The 13,352-nt window shown below is 59.4% G+C and carries 9 protein-coding genes; 3 read left to right on the plus strand and 6 right to left on the minus strand.

The window, feature by feature from the left end; genetic code table 11:
- Window positions 1-411 precede the first annotated feature (411 nt).
- The 4 genes from AB4Z00_RS04725 to AB4Z00_RS04740 form a co-directional block, all read right to left on the minus strand.
- Window positions 412-2,355, minus strand: a complete 1,944-nt coding sequence (locus AB4Z00_RS04725) for a sulfatase-like hydrolase/transferase (protein WP_134095425.1) — start codon at window positions 2,353-2,355, stop codon at window positions 412-414.
- Between the two features lie 52 nt (window positions 2,356-2,407).
- Window positions 2,408-3,799 (minus strand): sulfatase, encoded by a 1,392-nt coding sequence (locus AB4Z00_RS04730; RefSeq protein ID WP_442045124.1) that lies wholly within the window; start codon window positions 3,797-3,799, stop codon window positions 2,408-2,410.
- A gap of 168 nt (window positions 3,800-3,967) precedes the next feature.
- Window positions 3,968-4,972 (minus strand): MBL fold metallo-hydrolase, encoded by a 1,005-nt coding sequence (locus tag AB4Z00_RS04735; RefSeq protein WP_442045125.1) that lies wholly within the window; start codon window positions 4,970-4,972, stop codon window positions 3,968-3,970.
- Window positions 4,973-5,027: 55 nt separating this feature from the next.
- A complete protein-coding gene (locus tag AB4Z00_RS04740) occupies window positions 5,028-7,397 on the minus strand; it encodes a TonB-dependent receptor (protein WP_442045126.1) in 2,370 nt (789 codons plus the stop codon).
- A 236-nt stretch (window positions 7,398-7,633) separates the two neighbouring features.
- On the opposite strand from AB4Z00_RS04740, the gene AB4Z00_RS04745 reads away from it, so the two are divergent.
- Together AB4Z00_RS04745 and AB4Z00_RS04750 are read left to right on the plus strand one after the other, a co-directional pair.
- Window positions 7,634-8,218, plus strand: a complete 585-nt coding sequence (locus AB4Z00_RS04745) for a TetR/AcrR family transcriptional regulator (protein ID WP_442045127.1) — start codon at window positions 7,634-7,636, stop codon at window positions 8,216-8,218.
- Complete coding sequence (locus AB4Z00_RS04750) at window positions 8,211-9,227, plus strand: MBL fold metallo-hydrolase (RefSeq protein WP_442045128.1); 1,017 nt, start codon at window positions 8,211-8,213, stop codon at window positions 9,225-9,227. Before AB4Z00_RS04745 ends, AB4Z00_RS04750 begins: the two co-directional genes overlap by 8 nt.
- 6 nt (window positions 9,228-9,233) lie before the next feature.
- On the opposite strand, the gene AB4Z00_RS04755 is transcribed toward AB4Z00_RS04750, so the two are convergent.
- Together AB4Z00_RS04755 and AB4Z00_RS04760 are read right to left on the minus strand one after the other, a co-directional pair.
- On the minus strand, window positions 9,234-10,238 hold the full coding sequence (locus tag AB4Z00_RS04755) for a LacI family DNA-binding transcriptional regulator (RefSeq protein ID WP_166675320.1): 1,005 nt from the start codon (window positions 10,236-10,238) through the stop codon (window positions 9,234-9,236).
- Between the two features lie 32 nt (window positions 10,239-10,270).
- On the minus strand, window positions 10,271-11,272 hold the full coding sequence (locus tag AB4Z00_RS04760; RefSeq protein ID WP_134095418.1) for a LacI family DNA-binding transcriptional regulator: 1,002 nt from the start codon (window positions 11,270-11,272) through the stop codon (window positions 10,271-10,273).
- A gap of 391 nt (window positions 11,273-11,663) precedes the next feature.
- Here AB4Z00_RS04760 and AB4Z00_RS04765 point away from each other — a divergent pair, with 391 nt between their 5' ends.
- A complete protein-coding gene (locus AB4Z00_RS04765; protein WP_134093620.1) occupies window positions 11,664-13,079 on the plus strand; it encodes a hypothetical protein in 1,416 nt (471 codons plus the stop codon).
- Window positions 13,080-13,352: the final 273 nt, after the last annotated feature.

A 13,352-nucleotide genomic window follows, 5' to 3' on the forward strand; every position in this document is an offset into this window, starting at 1 on the left:
GAAACGGCGCAGTCTTCGCAGTCGCCTTGTCGGGAGGACGTCTAGGACGGGTAAGCGGACCGACAGCAGCTGGGAGCGGAAATTCGACCGCTGAACGACTGACAAGGGTCGGTTTTGCTGGGCGCCAAACGCCGCGTTGTGGGACTTAGCGGACATGAAAATGAGATACCTCAAAGGTCAGCTTCTAGCCTAAAAGGCGACATTAGTCGGCTCGGCCTGCCATGTGCCTTGATTGCGGGTACGTCGCGCACAACCAAAAATGCCGGTCACCAAGCGGTATTGGTTGCTTTGATCGCGCAGTCTTCACCCGCCACGCTAAGGCCGTTTCCGGCGATTGGAATTCGCACGCTTCACGTCGACGGCGTGGACGAACTGGCAGGACCGGCCGGAAGACCCGGTCCTGCCCCCTCGTCAATCGTAGAGCCGGCCCGCGCCTTCGGCGCTGTCATGCTCGGGATCGGCGAAAATGTAGCCACCAGGCGATTTTACGATCTTGCGGGGGTCGTAGGTCCCCTCTAGCTTGTCGATCACGTGGCGGGCGATCTTGCGCACTCCGCGATGGTCCTCCTTTGCCGATCGACGAATGGCCGGCAGAATTGGACGCGCTTTCTCGCCGCAGTATTCGATCGCCGCGAGTGCCTGAAGGCGCAGCGGGCCATCGTCTTCGACATCGATGATTGTTCCCAGCGTCACGAGCGCATCGTGATCGTTCGATTGGCGGACAAGAGCCTCGCAAAGAACAATGCGGGTGGCCACGGATGGATCGCCCAGCATCGCCGCCTTGATGGCTGCCATGTGTGGCTGCGCATGCTCGCCGGCGATCAGCAAACCCATTGCTGCCCAATATCGGATGATCTCGTTTTCGTGGCGAAGCCCATTGAGGAATGGCGTCAAATCGGAACTGCGCGATGCGGCCAAGGCTGCCATCCGCATCGCTTCCCTAATCGGATAAGCCCCCGGAGCCCGGCTGTTTACGTAACCCTCCGCGCTGCAAGCTTCAGGTATCAAGCCATTGTCGTTGATCGCCAGCATCTGCGCATCGAGTGCACTTCGAAGCTCCGCAAGCTTGGCGCGGTGCACAGGACCATCGGCAAGGTTCTCGACCATGTGCGGATCGGTCTGTACATCGTACAGTTCCTCATAGGGCTTTTCACCCCAAAAGCGGTCCTGAACGGCATTCAGCTTGCCTTCGAGGTGCATGGCTTCCCAGTCGCGATAGCCGGCGGCCTGCATCATGAATTCGACGTGCTGTCCCCACGGACGATGCGGATTGTAATTACGAATGTAACGGAAGCGCGTGTCGGTGACAGTGCGGGTTAGATCGTATCGCTCGTCCATGCGATCGCGTCCGCCGAAAGCATACTTCTGACGCTCGCCCCGGTGCGGACCAAAAAGAGCCAATCCATGCACATGGGCGGGTGGCGGGGTACCGACCATCGAGAGGACCGTCGGCATGAGATCGTTGAACGTCACCGGATCCGTGACCTTCGTACCGGGCTTCCAGGGCGAGAGGTGCTGCCACTTGGGAGGGACATAAACCACAAGCGCGCAGCGCAGGCCGAGATCATAACAGAAGCGCTTGCCTCGAGGGGTAATGCCGCCGTTATCTGAGTAGTAGAAGACGATGGTATCGTCTGCCAATCCAGCGTCCTCGATCTCTTTGAGGCGCGCTGCAAACTCGCCGTCCATCTTCTCCATAGCGTTATAGAAAGTCGTGAAATCACGGCGTACGCCCGGACTGTCGGGTAGATAGGGAGGGATTTTCTGGCCAACCATGTCCGACGTCACCTTGCCGTCGAGGGGCCGGAAAAGGCAGCTTTCGTGCGTCGTGAACGTATTGAATACCGAAAAGAATGGCTGGCCGGGGCGTCGCTTGTTCCAATGAGCCTGCTCGCTAGACTCGTCCCACATGTCCATCACGTAATCGAACTGCGAGTTGTAGTTCTTTTTCTGGTTGTTGGCTGTGTAGTATCCGAGATCCTTGAAATACTCCGGATAGCCGCGAACGGAGCGCGGCAGCACCTCGTCGGTCGAACCGAAGTCCTCCGCTGAACCGCATGCCGCCGGATTCATGCCGGTAAGGATGGAAAACCGCGACGGCCCGCAAACCGGCGAAACGCAATATGCCCTGTCGAACAAAACCCCCTTTCGTGCCAGCATGTCGATCGTCGGCGTTCTTGCCAAAGTATCGCCGTAAGCACCGATGATCGGAAAGTTATCCTCGCTGGTGAACCAGAGGAAATTGGGCATTTCTCCAGGCCCGGGCTTTGCCGCCTTTGCAGAAAGAGGACCTGCTGCAGCGGCGGCGGCGCCAAATGCGCCATTGCGAAGGATTGAGCGTCTGTCGAAAGTCATGTCGCGGCCTCTCTTACGGGCGTCTTGTAGTTGATCGGACGGTTGAGGATCTTCATTCGGTCAGGCGTTCGAGATGCTCGCATCCTTCCGGCACCGGATAGCGACCTAACGGCGGCTTTGGTGTCTGGGGGTCCGAAAGCGTCTTCTTGCCACGCTTCTCGACCACTCCCTGCGGCAGCCGGGCGCGGAGCTGCGCGACGATGCCTGCATATTTCGGATCCTGCGCAAGGTTGTGCTGTTCACGCAGGTCGCGCGCATGATCATAGAGTTCCCGGCCGCTGCGCCCGCCTTCCCACTCCGTGTAACGCCAACGATCAGTGCGGATCGAACGTCCTCCAAGGATTTGCGAGAACGCGGCGCCGTGCCAGTCTTCCCGCGCCGGATTTTGGAGCAGCGACACCAAACTACGACCCTCGTTGCTCGGGTTGGCCGGAAGTCCTGCGAGGCTGGCAATCGTGGGATAAAGGTCGAGCATCTCGACGGTCTGGGACGCGACGCCCCCCACATTGCCGCCAGGCGCGCGCACGATCATGGGCACTCGTGTCGCTTCTTCCCAGAGCAACGATTTCTGCCACTGGCCATGCTCTCCCAGCATGTATCCATGATCGCCAATCAGGACGACGACCGTGTTCCGGTCAAGACCCAGGCGCTTCAATTCTTGAAGTACGCGGCCGACTTGAGCATCCACGAAGCTCGTGCTCGCGTGGTAGGCCGCAACCATCTGACGTTGTTGATCCTCGGTCATTCCGAGGTTCATCATGTCGCTATTCGTTGCAATGGGCAGAACTCGGGAAAGCGTGTCAGGCGTTTCCTTCGCCAGCGTCATGGCTTTCGGCGGGTATTGTGCGAAGTACTTTGCAGGAGCGATTTCCGGGACGTGGGGACGGTAGAAGCCCACAGCCAGGAAAAACGGTCGGCTCTTGTTCGCCTGAAGCATCGCGATGGCTCCATCGGCAACCTTGCCATCTGTGAAATCGGTGTCCGGCGCGTTGTGGGCCAGCCATGAGTTGGCGCGCCCGAGCCCTGGTATGCCCGGTGTCAGATTGTGGACTTGCCCTTCAAGATCCTTGTCGACGCCGCGCGGATTTACCACCTGATCCCACGACTGCGCATCGTCATCACCAGAGGTGCCGATATCCTTCGGTACTCCCTGATGGAACACCTTACCGACTCGAGCGGTGAAGAAGCCATTCTGGCGGAAGTACTGCGGAAGGGTCACGACGTCTGGGAGCGTGCAGCGAAAACGCTCGAACGCTGCGCCCGGCCCGATTGTGTTGGGACGCAGGCCGGTCAGAAACGAAGCGCGCGTGGGACCGCAGATCGGAAACTGCGTGTAGGCATGTTGGAACCTCACGCCCTCGCGGGCGAGGTGGTCAACATTGGGTGTGCTTACCGGGGCACCGTAAATGCCGAGATCGGTATTTTGGTCGTCCATGATGAGCAACAGTACGTTGCGGTGGGCTACCTGTTGCGACGCAGATGCCCTGGGAGGAGCCTGTGTGGTGAGAGGGGCTTGGGCGTCGGCAGGCCCAGCAAGCAGCGACACTGCAGCACCAAGCAATGTCGACTTCATCAGAGGCTTAGAGCGCAACCACGTCATAGACTTTCACCTTCAAAAACGGTCAAGATCACGAGCTGTGGTGACGCTCCCCGAAAAATGCGCTCGTACTCCAGCCTCGTATGCGTCGTTCGAAGGCTCACCATCAAAGCCGGGTACGAGATGGGTCAGGACAACGCTGCCCGCACCTGCACGGGCAGCCAGTTGGCCGACCTCGTCGGGGGTCAGGTGATCTTCCTCCATGTGCCGCATAAAGGCATCCGGATCGGCGATTAGGCCCTTGCCGCCCTCACGCCGCGCCGCAATCTTGCGCATGGCTATCGGGTCCATGACCTCGGATATGAGTACGTCAACGCCCATCGCCAGACGTTCGATAGCCGGACACGGCCCGGTATCGCCTGTGTAAGCATAGGAACGTTCGGCAGTTTCGATCCGGTATGCATAGGAGCGAGATTTCAATGACGCTTCTGAACCGGCAGGAAAATTGTAATGGCAATTGACGGCCGCGAGCACCTTCAGATTTGCATCGCGATAGACTTCCACAGGTTGCGGTGTATCGAGCGGCAAGTCGGTCGCCTGCACTATGGTAGAAAGCGGTGGTTGGCGACGGCCGTCCTGAACGACCGGGCTGAGTTCCGCAGGCCGGTTGGCTGACGCGATGCTGGCAACCATGGCGGATGTGCCTGGCGGTCCGATCAGGTCCATTCTGTCTCCCCGCCCGCTTATCCATCGGTGCATAAGCATCGGCGCCAGCCCAGCATCATGATCGACATGATGGTGCGAGATGAATGTCGCACGCACCTGTTCCAGCCCTATTCCAGCATTGGCGAGGCGGTGAACCACGCCCTCTCCCGCATCGAAGAGATAGGCGGTGCCGTTCACGATAAGGACATTGGCCGGTTCAGACCGCTGCATGCGAACGACAGGGCCGCCTCCTGTCCCAAGGGTAATCCAGACCGGCCGCTCGGACGCTTCTCCTGGAGACGATGCAGCTGCCGTCCCCATGGTGACCATAGGCAACGCAAGCGCCAATGCTGCGGCTGCAAGCTTTCCTCTCATTTTCAATCTCCGGCTTTGGCGTGATCGGAGGGAACACCCTCCGATCACGCTCATTTCAGAAGTCCATCGAAGCCTGGAGGCCGACCTGGCGAAGCCCGGCCAAGGTATTGAAAACGCCGTACACGTTGGCCGGCGCACGCGAGCCATCCTGATTGACCAGCGCGGAGAACTGCTGCGGCGCGGTGTGATTGAAAAGGTTCTGTACGTAGAGCGCCACGCGCCAGCGGTCGTCGACCTTCGCGCCAATTCGGGCGCCAACGGTCGCATATCCGCCGTAAACAAAATAACTGGACGCGCTGAGATCCGAGAGGCGCTCCTTGGTCTTGTACGACACATCGAAGCCGACGAAGCCATCGGCGCTATCCGTCAGAGCAAAGCTGTAGTCCGAATAGACCGACGCCGAAAATCTGGGGGCGTTGGCAAGCTGCATACCGCCCAGGTTCGATCCGTCCTGCGCCAAGAAACCGTCAGGATATTTGACGACATTGTAGATGAAGTTCGCGTTTATCCGCAGGTTATCCCCGATGCGGCCGAACAGGTCGCCTTCGATGCCCTTGGATATGACCTTGGGAATGTTGAAGGGCGTGCAGGTCGTGGCTTGGCTGACGTCGATTGCGCACTTCGAGCCCTGATAATCCTTCACGCGCGTATAGAATCCGCTGAGGTTCGCCAAAAGCCGACCACCCAACCAGGTCGACTTGACGCCGGCCTCGTAAGAGGTCGGAATTTCAGGCAAAACAATGGCGGGATTGTCATTGTTCTGAATGGGCGCAATCTGAGCGTTCTTGTATCCGCGCGAGACGGTCCCGTAGAGGAGCAGATCCCGATTTGACTTGTACTCCACTCCGCTGCGCCAGGAGAAATCGGTGTCGGTGGACTTCAGAGAGGCGCTTCTCTCGGTTCCGCCAGCCGACAGATTGACCACCAGGCCACGATGGCTCACATCCGAATAGTTGAGGCGGCCACCGGCAAAAACGCTGAAGGCGCCCGCGTTGTACCGCGCCTCGCCAAATCCGGAAAAGTTCTCGGTGCGCCATTCCTGGAAATTGTTGAATGCGCCGGGGGTGATGTAGACATTGCACAACGCGCTGGTCGAGTCCGGAAAGCAGCTCGCGATCGGAAGCGATCCCTTCCGGGTGTAAATCTTGGTAGAGGCCCCAGCAGCTGGTCCGGCAATGCTGGAGACGTTGTTCCGATACCAGAACCCGCCTACCGTGAAGGAAAATGGCCGCTTCGCATCCGAAGACAAGCGCACTTCCTGCGTCAGCTGGTTATAGTCTGCAGAGACACCTGATTGCACGCTGGTGAGCGCGAGTGCCTCAGGAATGTTGTCGATGTCGTTGTTGGTTGTGCTGGTAAGTTTGCGCCACGCTGTAATAGACGTGAAAGTCAGTAGATCGTTGAGCGCGACATCGAACTGCCCCGAATACCCCTGGGTTTTGTACCGTTGCAGATCGACGGCATCGCTGCAAGTTTCGTAGTTGTTGATGCTCGGCTTGAGCCCGCAAGCTGTAACCCGGTCGTAGGAGCCTTGTCCGGCTCTCTGTTTCACGAACGCGCCCGGCACGTAATAGCCGGTAGACGCGTCATAGGTCAGCGGAACGTAACCCGTATCGCGCACCGTCAGGAAATAACCGTTACCCCGCGTCTCGTCATTGTACTCCGCCGAAAGGTTGAGCGTGAAATCCCCCGTTTCCAGCTTGTATCGCCCCCGGAAACCCCATTCCTTGCGGTAGTCGTCGTTGCCCTTGTAGATGTTTTCGGTGACCCCTTGTGTCCAAGCACCGTAACCGGTCACACGCAGCGCCGAATTGTCCGTCACCGGCAGATTCACGGCGCCACGCAGGACCTGCTTGCCGAAATTCGAACCGGCGAAATCATCCGCGGTGAGATCGACCGAGACGCGTCCTGAAAAGCGTGAGGGATCCGGCGCGACCGTCGTCATGTTGATGACGCCCGCCGAGACCGATTGACCGAACAACGTGCCCTGAGGACCACGCAGCACTTCCACCCGCGCGATGTCGGAGAGGTTGCGCACGTTTGTGAGACCCTGAACGACTCCGTCGACAACGATGCCCACGGAAGGTTCGGCCGCGCGCGAGCGCGAGAAGGTCCCAATGCCGCGAATATAGCCGCCGCCCCCGGACCCGCCAGGCTGCTCCGCCAGCTTAAGCGAAGATGCAGTTCGACCGAGGTCGCTGATTTCCTGAATGCCTTGAGCTTGAAGCTGGCTCGCTCCCACCACCGTAACCGGGATGGGCACATCCTGAACGCTCTCCGCCCGGCGCTGCGCGGTGACAAGGATGTCGGCGGACACCGGTTCCGAACCCGCCCGATCTCCCGCCGTCCCGTCATCCTGCGCGAAAGCGGCGGAGGAAAATGAGACAGCGCTGACCGAAAGCAACAATGCGCAATGAAATTTCATTCAAAATCCTCCCCAAGGTCGTTTATGTACGCCTCGTGGCGCATCAACGTGCCAACGGTTATCAGAATGCTAATTCTAGTTCTAGCATTTTCTTGCCTTGAGCCGGTTGATCCCTCATCTAAAGACCAACGTTGTCATTCGGACATGACCTAATTCAAGAGAATCGCGAGCGGCAAATTGCGGAGGAAATGCGGTGATAAGTGCCTAACAAGGCGCCCAAATCTAGCGAAATTCCGATGGTCGCAGGCGCGGAACTGAGGATTCGTGCAACGCGTCAGGAACGCAGCTTGCATACACGGCACCAAGCGTTGGCTGCGGTGGAGCAACTGCTGGGCTCCATCCCCCTACAGCAGCTCACGTTCGCCCAAGTCAGCGCTGCAAGTGGCATCTCGGTAGGCGCGATCACCTTCCGATTCGGAAACCGCGCGAACCTGATCGGATTTGCTCTGACGTCCCTAGAGGAAAAGACAACCCGCCAAATCGCGCGGATTTTCGATGCCATCAAGGAATGCGGACCGTTGGAAAAAGCCTTGGAGGGCGCGCTTGCAGATGTGAGCGCCGTATTTGCGAATTATCGCGTGCTTTTCAACGATGAGGCTTCTGCACACCTACGCGCTTCAGTTCTGGATGCCGCTGCGAAAGGGCTCGAGACACTTTTAGTCCAGCGCTGTCTCAGTCCGCCGAATTATCTCGGTCGGAGGTACATGAACCTCCTCTCCCATATCCTGATCGAAGCGCTTGCGGCTCGCCCTGATCGCAAAGATCTCTCCGACTTAGTCGCCATATGCTCACTCTGCCTGAGGAATAGTTCAGATGCTTGATAAAGAAGCTAGCCGCGCACCTGCGCGCCGTCGCCGCATAGCGTTCGCAGCCGTTTTCACATTGTTTGCAGGATTACCCTGTGCGGGCCAAGCAGCTCCGGCTTCCGGCGCGCAATGGGTGACGCTGGGCACCAGCGGCGGCCCGGCAATCCAGGCGGAACGCTCGCAAATTGCCAATGCATTGGTCGTCAACGGAGCAGTCTACCTGTTCGACGTGGGCGACGGGACCCAGAGGCAGATGGCGAAGGCTGGTATCCCCGAGCGCCAAATCCGTGCGATATTTATCAGCCACCACCATCCAGATCACAATGCCAGTCTCGGGTCGCTGATGATGACCCACTGGACATTTCACCCCGGAGACCTCCCCGTGATCGGCCCTGCGGGCACAATTCATCTTGTGGAAGGGCTGGCCGACGCAAACGCGCCGAGCGTGCTGGCAAGCTATCCTACGGCAGGGCCGGCCAAACCACCCCTGGCAGGCATGCTCAAGGCCCGTGATCTGCCTGAGCATCTTTCCCAACCGACCCTTGTGTTCGAAGACGCGAACATCAAAGTCTGGGCGATCGGCGTGGATCATTTTCAATCCCCACCTTCGATCATACTCGACCACATGCCGGACTGCGTCGCCTACCGGGTCGAGGCTGGCGGAAGAACGTTCGCGTTTACAGGCGACAGCGGCCCGTCGTCGCGGTTAGGTGTCTTGGCGAAAGGTGCTGACGTGCTTGTCAGCGAAATTGTAGAGCCGTTGGCCATCGCAGCTCGCATTCGAGCGAGCGCACCGGACACGCCTGCCCCCGTGCGCGAAGCCATTATTGCGGGCATGACCCGCAACCACCTGACACCGGAGGAAGTCGGCAAGTTGGCGGAAAGCGCGGGCGTCGGCGAAGTTGTTCTGACGCACTTCGTCCCCTCACCCGAGGAAGCTGCGGATCGCGGCGCCTACACCCGGCCAATCTCCGCGCGCTTCAAGGGTAAGGTGATAATGGCTGGCGATCTGGACCGGTTCTAAAAGACTTCAGTCGACGTCGGCGCAGAACTCTCGGATGCCCGTCGTCGATCCCCTCAGGCGCAGTTCCTGACGAAACACAATATCACGATCCTCGCGCGCGATTGCCGCTTCCACGGCAGCGCGCGCTATCTCCTTAATCGGTTGCCGAACAGTGCTGAGCGGAGGGAAGGTCATCCGACTTTCCGGTGAATCGTCAAATCCGGCAATCGCCACATCGCTGGGGACGGAGAAGCCCAGCTTTGACGCGACGGCCATTGCCGCCAACGCCATTCGGTCGTTGGCGGCAAAGATCGCAGATGGCCGCTCCGGCAGCGCAAAGATTTGCGTCGCTGCTTTGACGCCGGAGGCAAAATCGAAACCACCACGCATGAGCAAATTGCTGTCGTGTGGAATCCCGGCTTGAGCGAGTGCGTCGCGCCACCCTTCCACGCGCGCCTCAGCAGGCTTACTCGGGTTCGGTGGCCCGATCATCCCAATTCGACGATGTCCCCTGTCTATGAGGTGCTCGACCATGGAACGGGCTGCGTCGCGGTCCAGCATCCGAATCCGGCTGCCATAGCCGTCTGTCCCCGCACCAATGCGGACGGCGGGAATGCCTTCTTCCTCCAGAAACGCCAGAATCCGCGAGTCGTCCGGAAATGGCGGCACTAGGATCACGCTATCGGGCTTGGCCAGGAATTCGAGCCGCACCCCCTCGGGCGCCTGCCAGTCTTGCGGCTCAAGAACTTCCATCACGAGGTGGTAACCCGCCTCGCGACAGTGGGCAGCGATCTCGATCATCAAGCTCGTCACGAAACCCAGCGCCTGCCGCGGTACGACCAGCGCGATCAAGTAATTACGATGGCTTGCAAGCTGGCGTGCCGCGAGACTGGGCCTATAACCGAGCTGGTTGATCGCTGACTGCACCCTGTCGCGAAGTTCCGGCGCGACGCTGGCAACGCCGTTGATTACCCGAGAGACAGTTTTCGTGGAAACACCTGCCAGCCGTGCAACATCATCTGCAGTGCCCAATGGCTGCACTCCTTGCTTCTGACCAACGCGCATCATTCATCGTAGAGATTGGGTCCGAGGTCGCGGTCATCCGAAGTCGAACCGCGTATTATGAGATTGTGCCGGAACGCCATATCGGGCTCCTCCCCTAATATGGCCACCTGAACGATTGCGCGGGCAAAATCCTCAACGGCATAGTTGACTGACGTCAGCGGCGGATAAACGGCGCGGGCCACTGGCGTGTCCTCGAAACCTGCGACCGCGAGGTGGTCGGGCACGCGATAGCCCAACTTTTGTGCCATCGCCTGGACGCCTACTGCCAAAGTGTCACTTCCTGCGAAGACGGCGGTTGGCCGCGAACGCTCGGCCAGCATCGCCGCGAGGGCCTCCGCGCCGTCGCGCGAACTATAGCTTCGGGTGGCTACCCACGTCGCGTCAGGCTCGAAACCAGCTTCCAACATTGCTTGCCGATAACCGTTCAGGCGCTGGCGGGCCATTGGGTTTTCCAGCGGCATCCCTATGTAGCCGATCCGTCGGTGGCCCTGAGCCAGGAGGTGCTCGACCATCTGGCGCGCAATGACCTGATCGGAGGCATTTATTGCCCGGCCATAACCGTTCTCTTCCCCGGCGATCCGTACGACCGGTATTCCTAGTGCTTCAAATCTGCCAAGAACCTCGAGGTCGTTGCTGAAACGCGGCGCGGTGACGATAATGTCTGGGGCAAGTGGCATTTGCGCGAATGCCTGCAGCCTCGTTCCCTGATCGACAGCTTCGGTAACGAGTTGGTATCCGTGTTCCCGGAACGCCCAGGACAGCGCCACAATCAAGCGAGGCATGAAACCAACACCGGCGCGCGGAACCATCAATCCTATCAAAAAGGAACGTCCAGCTCTCAATTGCCTCGCCGCGACATTCGGACGATAGTCGAGCTGCGCTATCGCATCCTCAACCGTCATCCGGGATTTTGGCCGGACCCGGGCGTCGCGATTGATTACGCGCGACACGGTCTTGATTGAAACCCCTGCGAGGGCAGCCACATCCTTAATCGTCGTCACGCACTTAGCCTCCGGCGCCTAGCTACTAGAGGGGACACCGTAATAAAGCACTCATTTTGATTTTTTTCCCCGCAACGTCGAGCAGCCTTCATCCTTGCCCGCAGCGAAAAGTAGCAGCTCTCTCGCCCGTGATCATACGGTTGCTTTTCCAACAACCGGACTTTCAGGCCGTGACGTCGGAATGTCCGAGAGTGGTCGCGACCTGCCGGTTAGCGGACAGTCAGGACCTGGGGATGCGAAATTGATGCCTGAATGGCGACAAAGGGTCGATGGCGGCAAGAACCAGTCTGTCATGAGCCTGAATCGTCGGTGTTGCTCAAACTTTCGTTAGAACAGCTTTGTTTATTAAGAGCCCGCGGTTATTTCGAGGGTGAAGCGGGGCTGGGATCTGATGAAGGACGACAGGATAGGTAAGGCCAAGGCGGCTGCTGGCCGGACACTCAAAGCGAGTGGTGATGCGCTTGATGGTGCCGCCAAGTTCATGGAAGAGCGGCGCGATGACATCGCCGGTTCCACGCGTGAAGCGCTGGATTGGGCGGGCCGGGCTTCCGAGGCTGCTGGACAGGCGCTGGCGGAGAAGGCTGCTGCGTTTGCGGAGAATCGCAAGGGTGTGCGGCCGGCCAAAAACGTCGGCGAGAAGCTAATCGATGCCGCGGCGGATTCGGCCATTGGTTTCACCCGTCTGCTGGGGAAATCCATTAATGGGCTTGGCGGCGTCACGCGGCGGGTGTCGCCTACGGTGGGGGCTGCAACCGGCAGCATGATCGTGGGTACCGTCGCCACTATGTCGGGCGCGATGGATTCGATTGCGCTGACCCAGGCAGATTTCGATGCGATAGAGCAGCGGCTTGCACTCGCCGGTGCCAAGGCGCGCGAGCAGGCGCAGGTCGAGCTGGAGCGGATCAACTTCGCACGTCTATTCCGCCGGCGCGATACCTTGCTGGATCTGCTGGTGATAGGCGGTGTTTCACTCGCCGATTTGCTGCGCCATCCAGACGACGTGCCGTTTGAAGTCCAGCAAGCCTTTACGCTGGCTTACCCTGGGCTGACGGCGGCGGGTGAGACGTTCACTGATGCCGTAGCCCGCATTCCTACCGACAATCTCGTGCACTTGGTCAACGGTGTGAAGGGCAAGTTGTTCGAGATAGAGCTGGTGGATCAGCTCAACAGCGCGCTAAGCGATGGCCTTCATGCCGAACTTGCTACGTCGGCCACGCAGCCGGGCTATGACATCCTTGTACGTGATACCCATGGCCACATCGTTCACGAAATTCAGGCCAAGGCGACTGAGTCCGCCAGCTATGTGAGGGAAGCGCTGGAGCGCTATCCGAACATCGATATCACCACGACTTCCGAGGTTCACGGTCACCTTATGGCGCTGGGCCTCTCGCCCGAGCATGTGACCGACAGTGGCATCGCCGAAGGCGCTCTCCAGCACAAGGTCGAGGCAGCGGCGGGTATCGGGCACCACGTCGGCGCCAGCGACTTCGTGCCGTCTGCCCTGGGACTTGCGGTGATAGCGTTCTCGGCCTTCAGCCAAACCCGGGTCAACTGGGAGGAGCGCGGCGTCGTCTTCGGCGAACGCGCGGCAAAGGCGACGATTGCCGGCGCAGCCGCCAAGAGTGTGCTGGTCGCAACGAACACCTGGTGGATCGCTCTTCCAGCGGGCGTGGGCCTGCGCGTGATGGTCGGTCGCGGCGATGCCAAGCGTCAGCGCTACGACGCGCTTAAGGGAATTGTAGACAGTCTAGAGGCGGCGAACACAGCACGGCTCCCTGTTCCGAAACTGATGCCGAGTCCGGCCTGAACTCGGCCTCTGACAATTGTCTCAGACTGGCTTCTCACGACGCAATGTGCGCTCGGCGCAGGTGACGAAGAACTGCTAACTAGGCCATTAATTAGTCATGGAATATCCATCCTGCTGGCGCAAGCTGCCGGAACCGGACGGTCCGCACCTAGAGAGGTGAAATCGGCGGCCGAGCGTCTCATAAGGGTCGAAACGGACATTTCGCCAGTCGGTGCCGGTTTGCCTCTAAACAATCAGCGCTGGCCGTTACGAGGCCGACCAGATTTCGTACTG

The sequence above is a fragment of the Novosphingobium sp. YAF33 genome (assembly GCF_052113265.1).
Taxonomy (GTDB): Bacteria; Pseudomonadota; Alphaproteobacteria; order Sphingomonadales; family Sphingomonadaceae; genus Novosphingobium.

Excerpts from the sequence above, each read along its gene's own strand:
- AB4Z00_RS04745 (WP_442045127.1), top strand. The coding sequence starts at position 7,634 with ATGGTCGCAGGCGCGGAACTGAGGATTCGTGCAACGCGTCAGGAACGC.
- AB4Z00_RS04740 (WP_442045126.1), bottom strand. The coding sequence starts at position 7,397 with ATGAAATTTCATTGCGCATTGTTGCTTTCGGTCAGCGCTGTCTCATTT.
- AB4Z00_RS04735 (WP_442045125.1), bottom strand. The coding sequence starts at position 4,972 with ATGAGAGGAAAGCTTGCAGCCGCAGCATTGGCGCTTGCGTTGCCTATG.
- AB4Z00_RS04750 (WP_442045128.1), top strand. The coding sequence starts at position 8,211 with ATGCTTGATAAAGAAGCTAGCCGCGCACCTGCGCGCCGTCGCCGCATA.
- AB4Z00_RS04765 (WP_134093620.1), top strand. The coding sequence starts at position 11,664 with ATGAAGGACGACAGGATAGGTAAGGCCAAGGCGGCTGCTGGCCGGACA.
- AB4Z00_RS04725 (WP_134095425.1), bottom strand. The coding sequence starts at position 2,355 with ATGACTTTCGACAGACGCTCAATCCTTCGCAATGGCGCATTTGGCGCC.